The following is a 15964-nucleotide window of genomic DNA, read 5'->3' on the forward strand; positions in this document are numbered from 1 at the left end:
GGCGCGGGTCGTTCGCGCACTTTCTGTCGGGCTTTCATCGAACTGTCACAATCCATTCATAGAGTGTTCACGCGGCCTGCTGATACTTGGGCCCGTTCCATCCAACCCCTTCCTGCTAGGAGCAAGGCATGAAACTCAAGCGTTTGATGGCGGCCCTGACTTTCGTCGCCGCTGGCGTAAGCGCCGCTAGTGCGGTTGCCGCTATCGACCCGGCTCTGCCGACCTATGAAAAGACTTCCGGTGTATCGGGCAACCTGTCCAGCGTCGGTTCCGACTCCCTGGCCAACCTGATGACCCTGTGGGCCGAGGAATACAAGAAGCTGTACCCGAACGTGAACATCCAGATCCAGGCCGCCGGCTCCTCCACCGCGCCGCCCGCCCTGACCGAAGGCACCGCCAACCTCGGCCCGATGTCCCGCGCCATGAAGGACAACGAGCTGCAGGCCTTCGAAGAGAAGTTCGGCTACAAGCCGGTCGCCGTGCCGGTGGCCATCGACGCCCTGGCCGTGTTCGTGCACAAGGACAACCCGATCAAGTCCCTGGACATCGCCCAGGTCGACGCCATCTTCTCCAGCACCCGTCTGTGCGGCGGCGCCAAGGACATCACCACCTGGGGCGACCTGGGTCTGACCGGCGAGTGGGCGGCCAAGCCGATCCAGCTGTTCGGTCGCAACTCGGTATCCGGCACCTACGGCTACTTCAAGGAAGAAGGCCTGTGCAAGGGTGACTTCAAGGCCAACGTCAACGAGCAGCCGGGTTCGGCTTCCGTGGTCCAGTCGATTTCCAGCACCCTGAACGCCATCGGCTACTCGGGCATCGGCTACAAGACCTCCAGCGTCCGTGCCGTGCCGCTGTCGAAGAAAGGCGGCGAGGCCTTCGAGGCTTCCGAGGCAAACGCCCTGGCCGGCAAGTTCCCGCTGGCGCGCTTCTTCTACGTCTACGTGAACAAGGCGCCGAACAAGCCGCTGAGCCCGCTGGAAGCCGAGTTCGTGAAGATGGTCCTGTCCAAGCAGGGCCAGGAAGTGGTGGTCAAGGACGGTTACATCCCGCTGCCGTCGAAGGTGGTCGAGAAGACCAAGAAAGAACTGGGCCTGTAAGGCACCGGTCGCTGCCGCCGGGCTGACCGCCCGGCGTGTGGCACCGACGCCCGCTACTCTTCGGAGTCGCGGGCGTCGGCGCGTCACCACGCTGTAATCTTTCTGTCACACAAGGCGGATAGATTGACTCACCCGTATTCCGCGCGGCCTGTGCCCGCCTGAGAACTCCTCATGAACGACTTGGCCAACAACAGCATGAGCGCTTCCTCGAACAGCCACAGGCTGGACTTCAACACCCCGGCGCTGCTGCGCAAGCGGCGCATGCGTGCCCTCAAGGACCGCCTGGCGCACTGGTACGTGTCCATCGGCGGCCTGGCCGTGCTGGCCTGCATCACCCTGATCTTCTTCTACCTGGCCTACGTGGTGGCACCGATGTTCGCCGGCGCCGAGCTGGAGGCCAAGCAGGCCCAGCAGCCGGCCTGGCTGGCCGAGCAGCAGCCGGCGCTGCTGATGGCGGTGGAGGAGCAGAACAAGGTGGCCATGCGCCTCGACGCCGCGGGCCGGATACAGTTCCTCGCGCTCAAGGACGGCGCCGCACTCAGCAACGTGCAGCTGCCCCTGCCGCAGGGCAGTCGCATCGTCTCGGTCGGCCAGGACCAGCCCGGCAGCCGCCGCGTGGCGCTCGGCCTGTCCAATGGCCAGGTGCTGGTGTTCGAGCACAACTACAAGATCAGCTACCCGGACAACGTCAAGACCATCACCCCCAGCCTGGACTATCCCTTCGGCGAGGCGCCCATCGCCCTCGACGCCCAGGGCCGGGAACTCGACCACGTGGCCATCAGCCAGAACGGCGACACCCTGATGCTCAGCGCCTCGGTCGGCAGCGAGCTGCAGGTGCTGGCGCTCAGCCGCGAAGAGAACATGATGACCGGCGAGGTGAGCCTCAGCGAGGAGCGCATCGCCCTGCCGCAGATCGCCGAGCCGATCCGCGCGCTGTTCATCGACCCGCGCCAGCACTGGTTGTTCGTGATCAACGGCAAGGCCACCGCCGACGTCTTCGACCTGCGCAGCAAGGCCCTCAATGGCCGCTACAAGCTGCTCGAAGGCGGCGCCGAGGTGACCGCTGCCAGCCAGCTGCTCGGCGGCATCTCGCTGATGATCGGCGACAGCCAGGGCGGCATCGGCCAGTGGTTCATGGTCCGCGATGCCGACGGCAAGGCCGCGCTGACCCACATCCGCGGCTTCCAGCTGGGCGACGCGGCCGTTACCCAGATTCTTGCGGAAGAGCGCCGCAAGGGCTTCCTGGCCCTGGATGCCGAAGGCCGCCTGGGCGTCTTCCACAGCACCGCGCACCGTACCCTGCTGATCGAGCCGGTGGCCGAGGGCGCCGCCATCGCCGCCCTGTCGCCGCGCGCCAACCGCGTGCTGGTGGAGTCCAACGGCCAGCTGCAGCGCTTCTACATCGACAACCCGCACCCGGAGATTTCCTGGAGCGCGCTGTGGGGCAAGGTCTGGTACGAGAGCTACGACGAGCCCAAGCAGGTCTGGCAGTCGACTTCGGCCAACAGCGACTTCGAACCCAAGATGAGCCTGGCGCCGCTGACCTTCGGCACCCTCAAGGCAGCCTTCTACGCCATGCTGCTGGCCGCCCCGCTGGCCATCTGCGCGGCCATCTACACCGCCTACTTCATGGCCCCGGCCATGCGCCGCAAGGTCAAGCCGGTGATCGAGCTGATGGAGGCGCTGCCGACGGTGATCCTCGGCTTCTTCGCCGGCCTGTTCCTGGCGCCCTATGTGGAAGGCCACCTGCCGGGCATCTTCAGCCTGCTGCTGCTCACCCCGGTCGGCGTGCTGCTCGCCGCCTACGCCTGGAGCCGCCTGCCGGAGCGCATCCGCCTGGTGGTTCCGGATGGCTGGGAGGCGGCCCTGCTGATTCCGGTGATCCTGCTGGTCGGCGCCTTCTCCCTGAGCATGAGCGGCCACCTGGAGAACTGGTTCTTCGGTGGCGACATGCGCCTGTGGATCAGCAATGACCTGGGGATAACCTTCGACCAGCGCAACGCCCTGGTGGTCGGCCTGGCCATGGGTTTCGCGGTGATCCCGAACATCTACTCGATCGCCGAGGACGCCGTGTTCAGCGTGCCCAAGAGCCTGACCTTCGGCTCCCTGGCCCTGGGCGCCACGCCCTGGCAGACCCTGACCCGCGTGGTGATCCTCACCGCCAGCCCGGGCATCTTCTCGGCGCTGATGATCGGCCTGGGCCGCGCCGTCGGCGAGACCATGATCGTGCTGATGGCCACCGGCAACACGCCGATCATGGACATGAACATCTTCCAGGGCCTGCGCACCCTGGCCGCCAACGTGGCGGTGGAAATGCCGGAATCCGAGGTGGGCAGCACCCACTACCGCGTGCTGTTCCTCTCGGCGCTGGTATTGCTGGGCTTCACCTTCGTGATGAACACCCTGGCGGAGCTGATCCGTACCCGCCTGCGCAAGAAATACGCGTCGCTCTGAGAACTGGGAGTAGTCCGTGAAACGCAAAGAGCAAAACCTCAAGTCCTGGTTCAAGAGCGGTTCGCCCTGGGTGTGGATGACCGCCAGTGGCGTGTCCATCGCGGTGATCATGACCATCGGCCTGCTCGCCGTGATCGCCGTGCGCGGCCTCGGCCATTTCTGGCCGGCCGACGTGATGCAGGCCAGCTACCAGGTGCCGGGCGAGGCATCGCGCCTGCTGGCCGGCGAGCTGGTGCAGCAGGAGGAAGTACCGCGCGCGCGCCTGGCCGCCGCCGGCCTGCCGGTGGACGTCAACGGTGGCGAGTTCATGACCCGCGAGCTGCTCAAGGTGGGCAACCGCGAGGTCTATGGTGCCGACTTCAGCTGGGTGGTGGCCGAGTGGCTGAGCGATGCGCAGACCCCGGAAAACCTGGTGGTGATGGAGCGCCGCGAGTGGGGCAACTTCTATGGCTACCTGCTGAGCATCAAGGAGTCCGGCCAGGTGGTGGCCGAGGGTGACGCCGCCTGGACCGAGCTGCAGGGCCGCATCGCCCGGGTCGACCAGTTGCACGCGCAGCTGGTGCGCCTGGAGAAGAAGGACATCGGCCGCATCAACCATGGCCTCGAGCAGCTGCGCCTGGAGAGCCGCGGCCTGGAGCTCGAGGGCCGTCTGGACGCCACCGCCCAGGCCGACCTGGATGCCCGCCGCGCCGAGCTGGACGCCCAGTACAAGGGGCTGGAGGCCGAGCTGATCGACCTCAACCAGCAGCTGGCGCGCGACAGCGTGGTGGTCAAGACCGCCGATGGCCGCGAGCAGGAAATCGCCCTGAGCAAGGTGGTGCGCGCCTACCAGCCGAACGCCATGGGCGTGCCCGCCAAGCTCGGCTTCTACTTCGCCAAGATCTGGGAGTTCCTCAGCGACGACCCGCGTGAGGCCAACACCGAGGGCGGCATCTTCCCGGCCATCTTCGGCACCGTGATGATGACCCTGATCATGGCCGTGATCGTCACCCCGTTCGGCGTGCTGGCGGCCATCTACCTGCGCGAGTACGCCAAGCAGGGCACCCTGACCCGCATCATCCGCATCGCCGTGAACAACCTGGCCGGCGTACCGGCCATCGTCTACGGCGTGTTCGGCCTGGGCTTCTTCGTCTACGTGCTGGGCGGCTCGATCGACCGCCTGTTCTTCCCCGAGTCCGCCCCGGCGCCGACCTTCGGTACCCCGGGCCTGCTGTGGGCCTCGCTGACCCTGGCGATCCTCGCCGTGCCGGTGGTGATCGTCGCCACCGAAGAAGGCCTGGCGCGCATCCCGCGGGCCCTGCGCGAAGGTTCCCTGGCCCTCGGCGCAACCAAGGCCGAGACCCTGTGGAAGGTGGTGCTGCCGATGGCCAGCCCGGCCATGATGACCGGCATGATCCTCGCCGTGGCCCGCGCCGCCGGCGAAGTGGCGCCGCTGATGCTGGTCGGCGTGGTCAAGCTGGCGCCGAGCCTGCCGGTGGACGGCAACTACCCGTACCTGCACCTGGACCAGAAGATCATGCACCTGGGCTTCCACATCTACGACGTCGGCTTCCAGAGCCCCAACGTCGAGGCCGCCCGCCCGCTGGTGTACGCCACCGCGCTGCTGCTGGTGCTGGTGATCGCCCTGCTCAACCTGAGCGCGGTGTTCATCCGCAACCACCTGCGCGAGAAGTACAAGGCGCTGGATCATTGATTGAGTACGTCGCCGCGGCACCGGCCGCGGCGGCCTGAACGATTTGTTAGCGTAGGGAGCCTCCCATGCAGCACGAAGTACACACCCACGGTATCGACATGGCCGCCCTCGGTCGCGAGAAGCAGGGCCTCAACCTGGCCGAAGAGACGGTCGCCCTGGAGGTGCCCAAGCTCAACCTCTACTACGGCGACAAGCAGGCGCTGTTCGACGTCAGCCTGAACATCCCGAAACAGCGCGTGACCGCCTTCATCGGACCAAGCGGCTGCGGCAAGTCGACCCTGCTGCGCACCTTCAACCGCATGAACGACCTGGTCGACGGCTGCCGCGTGGACGGCCAGATCCTCCTCGACGGCCAGGACATCTACAAGAAGGGCGTGGACGTCGCCGAGCTGCGCCGCCGCGTCGGCATGGTGTTCCAGAAGCCCAACCCCTTCCCCAAGAGCATCTACGAGAACGTGGTGTACGGCCTGCGCATCCAGGGCGTGAACCAGAAGCGCGTGCTCGACGAGACCGTGGAGTGGGCCCTGAAGAGCGCGGCGCTGTGGGACGAGGTCAAGGATCGTCTGCACGAATCCGCCCTCGGCCTGTCCGGCGGCCAGCAGCAGCGCCTGGTGATCGCCCGTACCGTGGCGGTGCAGCCGGAAGTGCTGCTGCTCGACGAACCCTGCTCGGCGCTCGACCCGATCTCCACCCTCAAGGTCGAGGAACTGATCTACGAGCTGAAGAGCAAGTACACCATCGTCATCGTCACCCACAACATGCAGCAGGCCGCGCGCGTCTCCGACTACACCGCGTTCATGTACATGGGCAAGCTGATCGAGTTCGGCGACACCGACACCCTGTTCACCAACCCGGCGAAGAAGCAGACCGAAGACTACATCACCGGCCGCTACGGCTAACCCCTGGCTATGCGAAACCGCGCCGGGCGTTGTCGGCGCCGCTTGCCGTACGAGTTGTACTGTCTGCGCGGCGCCTCCTAGCCCGACACAATTTCGCAAAGGCCAGGACGATTGAATTTCAAGAACCTAATTTGCTGCACAAGGGCTCGACCATGATCAACAAAGACAGCCTCACCCATCATATCTCCCAGCAGTTCAACGCCGAGCTGGAGGAGGTGCGCAGCCACCTGCTGGCCATGGGCGGCCTGGTCGAGAAGCAGGTCAACGACGCGGTCACCGCGCTGATCGAGGCCGACTCCGGCCTGGCCCAGCAGGTGCGCGAGATCGACGACCAGATCAACCAGATGGAGCGCAACATCGACGAGGAATGCCTGCGCATCCTCGCCCGCCGCCAGCCGGCGGCCTCCGACCTGCGCCTGATCATCAGCATCTCCAAGTCGGTGATCGACCTCGAGCGCATCGGCGACGAGTCGTCGAAGATCGCCAAGCGTGCCATCCAGCTGTGCGAAGAGGGCGAGGCCCCGCGCGGCTACGTCGAGGTGCGTCACATCGGCGACCAGGTACGGCGCATGGTGCAGGAGGCGCTGGATGCCTTCGCCCGCTTCGATGCCGACCTGGCCCTGTCGGTGGCGCAGTACGACAAGACCATCGACCGCGAGTACAAGACCGCCCTGCGCGAGCTGGTCACCTACATGATGGAAGACCCGCGCTCGATCACCCGCGTGCTCAGCGTGATCTGGGTACTGCGTTCGCTGGAACGCATCGGCGATCATGCACGCAACATCGCCGAGCTGGTGATCTACCTGGTGCGCGGCACCGACGTGCGCCACCTGGGCCTGGCGCGCATGCAGGAAGAAGTGCAGGGCGGCAAGGGCGAGTGAGGCGCCTGCCCGGCGGCCTGGTTGAGCTATCCCCGGGCCGCTCGGGAAATCCCCTAGGGCCCTCGGTTGGCCTTGGGCCATCATCCACGGCTATGCTTGTCGACATTCTTGCCGGGAGTGGTCGATGAGCAAAGTCAGCGTGCTGGTGGTGGACGACGCCACCTTTATCCGTGATCTGGTGAAGAAGGGTCTGCGCGACCACTTCCCCGGCATCCAGATCGAGGAGGCGGTCAACGGGCGCAAGGCCCAGCAGATGCTCGCCCGCCAGCCGGCCGACCTGATCCTGTGCGACTGGGAGATGCCGGAGATGTCCGGCCTCGAACTGCTCGCCTGGTGCCGCGAGCACGAGTCGCTGAAGACCACGCCCTTCATCATGGTTACCAGCCGCGGCGACAAGGAGAACGTGGTGCAGGCCATCCAGGCCGGCGTTTCCGACTTCATCGGCAAGCCCTTCTCCAACGAGCAGCTGGTGACCAAGGTCAAGAAGGCCCTGCACCGCGCCGGCAAGCTGGCCGCCCTGGCGGCCCAGGGCAGCAAGGCACCGCTGACCTCGGCCCTGGCCAACGATTCGCTGGCCGCTCTGACCGGCGGCAAGGCCGAGGTGGTCAAGCCGGCGGCCAAGCCCGTCGCCCAGGCCGCCACCGATGCCGCCGCTGTGTTCGCCAAGCCTGCCGCCGCCCCTAAGCCCGCCGCAGCCTCCCCGGCCGGCCGCGGCCAGGGCCAGCTGCGCCTGCCCGGCGGCAGCATGGCCTGCGTGATCAAGGCACTCAGTCTCAAGGAAGCGCTGCTGGTGGTCCGGCGCGCCGAGCTGCTGCCGCAGGTGCTGGAAAGCGCGGTGCTCGACCTGGAGCAGGGCGAGGCCGCCGAAACCGCGCGGCTCAACGGCTACCTGCATGCGGTGGCGGCGCTGGAGCCCAAGCCCGACAGCGAATGGCTGCAGCTGACCTTCAAGTTCGTCGACCGCGACCCGCAGAAGCTCGACTACCTGTCGCGCCTGATCGCCCGCGGCACCGCGCAGAAGCATTTCGTCCCGGGTGCCTAGCACCCTGGCCGGTGCGCTGCATCACAGCCCGGCCGCCAGCACCTCGCCGATGCCGCGTCACGCTGCTAGTCTTGCCAGTCCCGGATACCAATAACCACTCGATCCGTGAAGTCATGCTAGGGCGTCCACTGCTTTTCTGCGCGCTGCTGCTGGCCGCCGGCCAGGCCAGTGCACTGACCATCTACAAATATGTCGACCGTCACGGCACGGTGACCTATAGCGACCAGGCCGTGCCCGGTGCCCAGGTGTTCGTGTTCCGCGACCGCATGGTGGAGAAGCTCGACAACCTGGTGAAGCTGGAGACCAAGAAGCACGAGGCCGGCGAGACCCTGCTGGTGCGCAACGACCTGTATGCACCGGTGGAGATCGAGCTTCGCCTGGAGCGACTGGTCAATGCCGTCGGCGCGCCGGACGAGCCGCTGCGCTGGGTGCTGCCGCCGCGCAGCCAGATCCGCCTGGCCACCCTGGCGCCGCGCGAGGCGGGCAAGCCGATGAGCTACAAGCCCAGGCTGCGCTACGCCATGGGCGATCCGCGCCTGCAGCCGCTGCTGTATCGCTACCCGCTGCCCTGGCGCGGCGGGCCGTTCCGCCTGACCCAGGGCGCCGGCGGCAAGTACAGCCACTTCACCCCCAAGGGCCGCTACGCCATGGACATCGCCATGCCCGAAGGCACGCCGATAGTCGCGGCGCGCGGCGGCGTGGTGGTGAAGACCGAGAACCGTCAGAGCGGGCGTGGCAACAACCCTTCCGGCAACTACGTGCGCATCCTGCATGACGACGGCACCATGGGCGTCTACCTGCACCTGATGCGCGGCTCGGTGACGGTGCAGGAAGGCCAGCGGGTGGCGGCCGGCATGCAGATCGCCCGTTCCGGCAACACCGGCAACAGCACCGGCCCGCACCTGCACTTCGTGGTGCAGCGCAACGTCGGCCTGGCCCTGGAATCGATCCCCTTCAACTTCGCCCAGCCGGTGGACAGCCTGCCCAACTTCGCCGTGGGCGGCGAGTAAGGCGTACCGGTTGTCGGTTCGCGGCGAGCGCGCCGCGAACTGGCCTATGGTGACGGAACCGCTGCAGTCATCCTGCGAGGCCAGAGCCATGAACAACCTGCACTGCACCCACCGCGATCATGTCATCAGCGCCGCCATCATCGAGCACCCCGGCATCCCCACGCCTTGGGCGGCGGGCTGTCAGATCGACCTGCCGGACGGCCACAGCAGCAGGCGCATCGCCTTGCCGCTGAAGTTCGCCTTCTTCGCCGACCTGGAGAGCGCCCAGCGCGCCGCGCTGGCCCACGGCCGCTGGCTGGTGGACCAGCACCTGGATCACGACCTGGATCTGCTGGCTGGCAGCCGCGCCCAGGCCGCCTGATAGCGACCGGCGGCGCGCGGCTCAGTCCAGCCGCAGCACCTTGGCCAGGACGATCTTCGGCCCCTTCATCTTCTTGATGACGATGTTGAGGCCTGCGGTCTCCAGCACTTCGTCCTCTTCCGGCACCCGGTTGAGGCTCTCGTAGACCAGCCCGGCCAGGGTCTCGGCCTCGATGTGGTCGAGGTCGACACCGAGCAGGCGCTCGATCTTGAACAGCGGGGTGTCGCCGCGCACCAGCAGCTTGCCCGGCTGGTAGGCGAGGATGCCGCGTTCGGCCTTGTGGTGTTCGTCCTGGATGTCGCCGACCAGCACCTCCAGCACGTCTTCCATGGTCAGGAAGCCGACCACCTTGCCGTCGGCCTCCTCGACCAGGGCGAAATGCGCGCCGCCCTTGCGGAACTGCTCCAGCAGCGAGGACAGCGGCATGTGCTTGCTGACCCGCTCGATCGGGCGCATCAGCTCGGCCAGGTTGAACTTGGACGGCAGCATCTCCAGCAGGCTCAGCTGCAGCAGCAGGTCCTTGATGTGCAGCACGCCGACGAAGCTGGCGCTGGCCTCATCAAACACCGGGTAGCGGCTGAACTTGTGGCGGCGGAACAGGTTGAAGAGCTCGTCCAGCTTGGCGCCGACCTCGATGTACACCAGGTCCTCGCGCGAGTTGGCCCAGTCCACCACTTCCAGTTCGCCCATCTCCACGGCCGAGGCCAGCACGCGCATGTCCTGGTCGCTGGGGTCGCGGGCGCGGCTGGAGTGGAGGATCAGCTTCAGCTCGTCGCGACTGTAGTGGTGCTCGTGGTGCGGCCCCGGCTCGCCCTGCCCGGCGACGCGCAGGATGGCGTTGGCGCTGGCGTTGAGCAGGTAGATGGCCGGGTACATCAGCCAGTAGAAGCCGTACAGCGGTGCGGCGGTCCACAGCGACAGCAGCTCGGGCTTGCGGATCGCCCAGGACTTGGGCGCCAGCTCGCCGACCACGATGTGCAGGTAGGAAATGATGAAGAAGGCGATGAAGAAGGCGATGCCGTGGACCAGCTTCTCCGACTCGATGCCGATTCCGGCCAGCAGCGGGGTGAGCAGTTCGGCGAAGGCCGGCTCGCCGACCCAGCCGAGGCCGAGTGAGGCCAGGGTAATGCCCAGCTGGCAGGCCGACAGGTAGGCGTCCAGCTGGTTGTGCACGGTGCGCAGGATGTGCCCGCGCCAGCCGTGCTGCTCGGCGATGGCCTCGACCTTGGTCGAGCGCAGCTTGACCATGGCGAACTCGGCGGCGACGAAGAAGCCGTTGAGCAGCACGAGTAACAGGGCGAACAGCACGAGGCCTAGGTCAGCGAAGAGGGTGGAGGTCGAGAGGCTACTGGAAGGGTCCATGGACGGTCGGGGTGGTTGCAGACCGCTAAAGGGTGGCGGCTGGGGCGGGCGATTGCAAGCGCGCCCCGCGCATCAGGCGCGCCGGCTGACCTGCTGAGCCGGGAAATGGCAGGTGAAGGTGCTGCCCTTGCCGACCTGGCTGGCGATGTCCAGGCGCGCCCGGTGGCGCAGCAGCACATGCTTGACGATGGCCAGGCCGAGGCCGGTGCCACCGGTGGTGGAGGCGCGGCTGGAGTCGACCCGGTAGAAGCGTTCGGTCAGGCGCGGCAGGTGCTTGGCCTCGATGCCGATGCCGTTGTCGGCCACGCTGAAGTGCGCGCCCTGTTCGTCGCCCCACCAGCGGATGCGGATCTCGCTGTCCTCGGGGCTGTACTTCACCGCGTTGAACACCAGGTTGGAGAAGGCACTGCGCAGCTCGGTCTCGCTGCCCTTGAGGCGCAGGTGCGGGTCGGCCTCCAGGCTGATGCGATGGTTGCGGTTGCCCGACAGCGCCTGGGCGTCGTTCTTGATCGACAGCAGCAGCAGGTCGACCGCCACCGGCTGGTTGTCCGAGGGGTAGTCGGTGGCCTCCAGCTTGGCCAGCAGGAGCAGGTCGTTGAGCAGGTTCTGCATGCGCGCGCCCTGCTGCTGCATCTGCTGCAGGGCCCGCAGCCAGCGTGGGTTGACCTCCTCGACATTGTCCAGCAGGGTCTCCAGGTAGCCGGCGATCACCGTCAGCGGCGTGCGCAGCTCATGGGAGACGTTGGCGACGAAGTCCTTGCGCATCTGCTCCAGCTGGTAGAGGCGGGTGACGTCGCGCACCAGCATCAGGTGCTCGCGGTTGCCGTACTGGGTGATCTGCAGCTGCAGGCGCAGGCGGTCGCTGATCGGCGAGGGAATCTCCAGCGCTTCCTGGTAGTTGCCGGCCTCGAAATATTCCTTGAAGCGCGGGTGGCGCACCAGGTTGGTGATCGACTGGCCGCTGTCCTGCGGCGTCTTCAGTCCCAGCAGCTGCTCGGCGGCGCGGTTCCACCATTCCAGGTTGCCCTCGGCGTCGAGCATGATCACCGCGTCGCGCAGGGCGGCGGTGGACTCCTGCACACGGTCGATCACCGCCTGCAGGCGGCCGCGCACGCGCTGGTCGCGCCGCTGCAGGTGGTAGATGTTGTCGAACACCTCGCCCCACAGGCCATAGCCCTCGGGCGGGGCCTCGTCCGGCTGGCGCTCGCGCAGCCACTTGTGCAGGCGCAGCAGCTGCTTGAGATGCCACAGCAGGTAGCCGCCGAGGCCGACGGCCAGGGCCCAGGCGTACTCGCCGGTGATCAGGCCGACCAGGCCGCAACCGACCAACAACAGCAGCAGGCGACGCACCAGGGCGCCGCGCCAGTCTTGGTTCACCTAGTGCATCCTTACTCTGGACAGCGGAGGGCGTGGATCAGCTCTTGGTGGAGAAACGATACCCGGTGCCGCGCACCGTCTGCACCAGATTCTCGTAGGCCTCGCCGAGGGCCTTGCGCAGGCGGCGGATGTGCACGTCGACGGTACGCTCCTCGACGTAGACGTTGCCGCCCCAGACCTGGTCGAGCAGCTGGCCGCGGGTGTAGGCGCGCTCCTGGTGGGTCATGAAGAACTGCAGCAGGCGGTATTCGGTGGGGCCCATCTCGGCCGGCTTGCCGTCGATGGTGACGCGGTGGCTGATCGGGTCGAGCAGCAAGCCGCCGACTTCGATCGGCGCCTCGCCGTCGCTCGGCGCGGTGCGCCGCAGCACGGCCTTGAGGCGGGCCACCAGCTCGCGCGGGGAGAAGGGCTTGGTGATGTAGTCGTCGGCGCCGACTTCCAGGCCCTGGATCTTGTTGTCCTCCTCGCCCTTGGCGGTGAGCATGATGATCGGTATGTCGTCGGTCAGCTCGTCGCGCTTGAGCCGGCGCGCCAGCTCGATGCCGCTGGTGCCGGGCAGCATCCAGTCGAGCAGGATCAGGTCCGGCTTGCGGTCGACGATCAGGGCGTGGGCCTGCTGGGTGTTTTCCGCCTCCAGGCAGTCGTAGCCGGCCATTTCCAGGGCCACCGCGATCATCTCGCGGATCGGGGCTTCGTCGTCAACGATCAGGATGTTCTTGCCAACCATGGGTCGAGCCTCGGGTCGTCTGTCTTGCGCCGCATTAGATAACGGAATTATTGCAGCGATATGACAGCTCTGCGCCGGGCTTTTGCTCAGCGCAGGGCATAGTCCAGGACGATGCCGAGCAGGATCGCCAGGCCGGCCCAGTGATTGTGCAGGAAGGCGGCGAAGCAGGCCTGCGGTTCGCGCCCGCGGGTGCTCCAGAACTCCCAGGCGAAGCAGGCGGCGGCGCCGAGCAGGCCGAGCAGGAACCAGATGCCCAGGCTGAAGCGCACGCCGGCCATGGCCAGGCACAGCAGGGCCAGGCCCTGCAGGGCGAGGATGATCAGGCGGTCGGCCTCGCCGAACAGGATGGCGGTGGACTTCACGCCGATCTTCAGGTCGTCCTCGCGGTCGGTCATCGCGTAGTAGGTGTCGTAGGCCACCGTCCACAGCAGGTTGGCGATGTACAGCAGCCAGGCCTCGGGCGGCGGCAGCTGGCCGGTCACCGCGCTGAAGGCCATCGGCATGCCCCAGCTGAAGGCCGCGCCCAGCACCACCTGCGGGTAGTAGGTGTAGCGCTTCATGAAGGGGTAGCAGGCGGCCAGGGCCAGGCCGCCGAAGGACAGCAGGATGGTGGTCAGGTTGGTGAACAGCACCAGCACGAAGCTCAGCGCCACCAGCACGGCGAACAGCATCAGCGCCTCGCGCGGCGAGACCCGGCCATCGGCCAGCGGGCGCGCCCTGGTGCGCGCCACATGGCCGTCGAAGTGGCGGTCGGCGTAGTCGTTGATCACGCAGCCGGCGGCGCGCATGAACAGGGTGCCGAGGACGAAGATCAGCAGCCACTTGAGGTCCGGCACGCCCTTGCTCGCCACCCACAGGGCCCAGAGGGTCGGCCACAGCAGCAGGTAGATGCCGATCGGCTTCTCCAGGCGCATCAGCTGGACGAAGTCCCAGCTGCGCGGGTGGACGCGGTTGAGGGCGAGCAGGAAGGACTGGTACATCGGCGGGTCTCCGTTCCGGGTGCGCCGATTATACGAGCCTGCGCAGAGCAAGGGCGGCGCTAGTTCGCGGCGGCGTGATCCCAGAAGGCCGGCAGGAATACCTCGGCCACCAGCACGCCGAGGCCGTCGCGGCGGAAGCACGAGCGGCGCCCCCACAGCTGCTCGGCGCGCACCGCCTCCGGCAGCCAGGCGGCCGGGTAGCGGCAGGCCTGCAGCTCGCCGCGGGCGAAGGCACGGTCGCTGAACAACAGCTCGCCGAGGGAACGACTGCCCAGCTTGCCCAGCTCCAGGCCCGAGCCCTCCAGGGCGCTGCGCGCGGCCACGCTGCGGGCGAACACCCAGGGCTGGCCGGCGCCGAGCAGGAATACCTCGCGCACCCAGCCCTGGCTGCCGGCCGGAACCTGCAGCGCGGCGCACTCGTCGTTGCGCAGCACCTGCCAGCCCTGCTGCAGCGGCTGCACGGCGAAGCGCCCGGCGCTCAGCGCGGTGAGGCGACGGGTCAGCGACCCCTGGTCGAACAGCCAGTCGCGCAGCAGGGGCGCGGGGGCGGGATGCAACTGCGCCGCGCTGAGCCAGCGGGGCGGATGGGCAAGGGCGGAGGAGGGCACGACAACGGCTTCGGCGACCTGGGACGGCGGCGAGCTTAGCACGAGGCGGGCGGTCGCCCGAGACTTGCGCGAAGGCGCGCTTGCCAGTACAAAGCCTGCTGATTTTTGATGGCCTGCCATCCTTGGCGGCCACCCTTACAGGGCCCCGCCCGCCGTAGGCGGCCCGCGAAGAGGTAGAGCATGAAGAAGTGGCAATGTGTGGTCTGTGGCCTGATCTATGACGAGAGCCAGGGCTGGCCCGACGACGGCATCGCCGCCGGCACCCGCTGGGAAGACGTGCCGGCCGACTGGCTTTGCCCGGACTGCGGCGTGGGCAAGGCCGATTTCGAGATGATCGAGATCGGCTGATCCGCTCTAGGGCGGCATCGGAACGGCGGCCTCTGGGCCGCCGTTCGCGTTTGCGGGGGGATGAATCGGGCCATCGATCAGGTTCTGGCGGAAATGCCGGCTGTTCTGTCGTGATCGTCACGTTATCGTCCGCGCAAACTGCCCGGCAGCACTGGCGCAGTCCCGGATGGCGTGCCATTCTCCCGGGGTCTGCCGCAGCGCAGAGCCGTTGCGGCGCCTTTGGCGCTGTTCTGGACGGACAGCACGGACACAACAACAACAAACCGTCAAAGAGGCATCTATGCGTAAACCTGAACTCGCCGCGGCTATCGCCGAAAAGGCTGATCTGACCAAAGACCAGGCCAATCGCGTACTCAACGCCGTGCTCGAAGAGATCACCAGCGCGCTGAACCGCAAGGACAGCGTCACCCTGGTCGGCTTTGGTACCTTCCTGCAGCGCCACCGTGGTGCCCGTACCGGCAAGAACCCGCAGACCGGTGCTCCGGTCAAGATCAAGGCCAGCAACACCGTGGCCTTCAAGCCGGGCAAATCCCTGCGCGACGCCGTCAACTGAGTAAGTCCCGGTCCGGAGCCGCAGGGCTCCGGATCACCCCTCAGGCTTGCGCCGGCGTCCCGCCAGACGGGATGTAGTGTTCCGCGCAAACCGCTACAATGCGCCGCCGATTTCACCACCCCGAGGCTGCGCGCCATGAAATTCCGCTTTCTCCTCTGGATGCTGGGCCGCCTGATGGCCAAGGCCAGCCGCACCAATGCCGAGTTCCAGCAGCAGCTGCAGGGCAAGGAGCTGGTGTTCCAGCTGCACACCCTCGACGGCAAGGTCGCCCGTCACTATCGGATCAAGGACCAGCGCGTCATCAGTCATGCCGGTGCGGCCCGCGAGCCGGCCTTTGCCATCGGCTTCAAGGATGCCGTCTACGGCTTCGCCACCATGAACGCCAAGAACAAGCAGCTGGCCTTCATGCAGGGCATCCAGAACAAGGACATCCAGATCCAGGGCAACCCGGCGCTGGTGATCTGGTTCCAGGGCCTGCTCAAGCACGTGGTGGCCAAGAAGAAAAAACCGACCGAGGTCAAGAAAGCGGCCTGAGCCGCTTTCCCTCGGGCCCGCCACTTGGCTAGGCTGGG

The 15964-nt window shown here is 67.0% G+C and carries 16 protein-coding genes; 11 read left to right on the forward strand and 5 right to left on the reverse strand.

Features of this window, described 5'->3' with window-relative positions:
- Window positions 1-128: 128 nt before the first annotated feature.
- The 8 genes from DMO17_RS12035 (at window position 129) to DMO17_RS12070 (ending at window position 9437) form a co-directional block, all read left to right on the forward strand.
- Complete coding sequence (locus DMO17_RS12035; RefSeq protein WP_110682736.1) at window positions 129-1097, forward strand: PstS family phosphate ABC transporter substrate-binding protein; 969 nt, start codon at window positions 129-131, stop codon at window positions 1095-1097.
- A gap of 171 nt (window positions 1098-1268) precedes the next feature.
- Window positions 1269-3551 (forward strand): ABC transporter permease subunit, encoded by a 2283-nt coding sequence (locus DMO17_RS12040; RefSeq protein ID WP_110682737.1) that lies wholly within the window; start codon window positions 1269-1271, stop codon window positions 3549-3551.
- A gap of 76 nt (window positions 3552-3627) precedes the next feature.
- Complete coding sequence (pstA, locus tag DMO17_RS12045; protein ID WP_110683027.1) at window positions 3628-5244, forward strand: phosphate ABC transporter permease PstA; 1617 nt, start codon at window positions 3628-3630, stop codon at window positions 5242-5244.
- Window positions 5245-5309: 65 nt separating this feature from the next.
- The gene (gene pstB / locus DMO17_RS12050) at window positions 5310-6143 is read left to right on the forward strand and encodes a phosphate ABC transporter ATP-binding protein PstB (RefSeq protein ID WP_110682738.1); all 834 of its coding nucleotides are present in this window, start codon (window positions 5310-5312) and stop codon (window positions 6141-6143) included.
- 152 nt (window positions 6144-6295) lie between these two features.
- Window positions 6296-7024, forward strand: coding sequence for a phosphate signaling complex protein PhoU (phoU, locus tag DMO17_RS12055; protein WP_110683028.1), 729 nt, complete (start codon window positions 6296-6298; stop codon window positions 7022-7024).
- Window positions 7025-7148: 124 nt separating this feature from the next.
- Window positions 7149-8066, forward strand: coding sequence for a response regulator (locus tag DMO17_RS12060; RefSeq protein WP_110682739.1), 918 nt, complete (start codon window positions 7149-7151; stop codon window positions 8064-8066).
- Window positions 8067-8179: 113 nt separating this feature from the next.
- Window positions 8180-9076 carry a peptidoglycan DD-metalloendopeptidase family protein gene (locus DMO17_RS12065; RefSeq protein WP_110682740.1) on the forward strand — a complete coding sequence of 299 codons (897 nt, stop codon included), beginning with the start codon at window positions 8180-8182 and terminating at the stop codon, window positions 9074-9076.
- An 88-nt stretch (window positions 9077-9164) separates the two neighbouring features.
- Complete coding sequence (locus DMO17_RS12070) at window positions 9165-9437, forward strand: hypothetical protein (RefSeq protein ID WP_110682741.1); 273 nt, start codon at window positions 9165-9167, stop codon at window positions 9435-9437.
- Window positions 9438-9458: 21 nt separating this feature from the next.
- On the opposite strand, the gene DMO17_RS12075 is transcribed toward DMO17_RS12070, so the two are convergent.
- The 5 genes from DMO17_RS12075 to DMO17_RS12095 form a co-directional block, all read right to left on the reverse strand.
- Window positions 9459-10799, reverse strand: coding sequence for a hemolysin family protein (locus DMO17_RS12075; RefSeq protein ID WP_110682742.1), 1341 nt, complete (start codon window positions 10797-10799; stop codon window positions 9459-9461).
- Between the two features lie 72 nt (window positions 10800-10871).
- On the reverse strand, window positions 10872-12176 hold the full coding sequence (gene phoR, locus DMO17_RS12080; protein ID WP_110682743.1) for a phosphate regulon sensor histidine kinase PhoR: 1305 nt from the start codon (window positions 12174-12176) through the stop codon (window positions 10872-10874).
- A gap of 37 nt (window positions 12177-12213) precedes the next feature.
- A complete protein-coding gene (gene phoB / locus DMO17_RS12085) occupies window positions 12214-12903 on the reverse strand; it encodes a phosphate regulon transcriptional regulator PhoB (protein WP_061902709.1) in 690 nt (229 codons plus the stop codon).
- A gap of 86 nt (window positions 12904-12989) precedes the next feature.
- The gene (gene ubiA / locus DMO17_RS12090) at window positions 12990-13883 is read right to left on the reverse strand and encodes a 4-hydroxybenzoate octaprenyltransferase (protein ID WP_110682744.1); all 894 of its coding nucleotides are present in this window, start codon (window positions 13881-13883) and stop codon (window positions 12990-12992) included.
- Window positions 13884-13942: 59 nt separating this feature from the next.
- On the reverse strand, window positions 13943-14491 hold the full coding sequence (locus tag DMO17_RS12095) for a chorismate--pyruvate lyase family protein (RefSeq protein WP_110682745.1): 549 nt from the start codon (window positions 14489-14491) through the stop codon (window positions 13943-13945).
- Window positions 14492-14671: 180 nt separating this feature from the next.
- Here DMO17_RS12095 and DMO17_RS12100 point away from each other — a divergent pair, with 180 nt between their 5' ends.
- The 3 genes from DMO17_RS12100 (at window position 14672) to DMO17_RS12110 (ending at window position 15926) form a co-directional block, all read left to right on the forward strand.
- A complete protein-coding gene (locus DMO17_RS12100) occupies window positions 14672-14839 on the forward strand; it encodes a rubredoxin (protein WP_068827612.1) in 168 nt (55 codons plus the stop codon).
- 280 nt (window positions 14840-15119) lie between these two features.
- Window positions 15120-15392: an HU family DNA-binding protein gene (locus DMO17_RS12105; RefSeq protein ID WP_021702152.1), complete on the forward strand. Its 273-nt coding sequence runs from the start codon at window positions 15120-15122 to the stop codon at window positions 15390-15392.
- 135 nt (window positions 15393-15527) lie between these two features.
- The gene (locus tag DMO17_RS12110; protein WP_110682746.1) at window positions 15528-15926 is read left to right on the forward strand and encodes a helicase; all 399 of its coding nucleotides are present in this window, start codon (window positions 15528-15530) and stop codon (window positions 15924-15926) included.
- Window positions 15927-15964 lie beyond the last annotated feature (38 nt).

Source organism: Aquipseudomonas alcaligenes, from assembly GCF_003205495.1.
Taxonomy (GTDB): domain Bacteria; phylum Pseudomonadota; class Gammaproteobacteria; order Pseudomonadales; family Pseudomonadaceae; genus Aquipseudomonas; species Aquipseudomonas alcaligenes_B.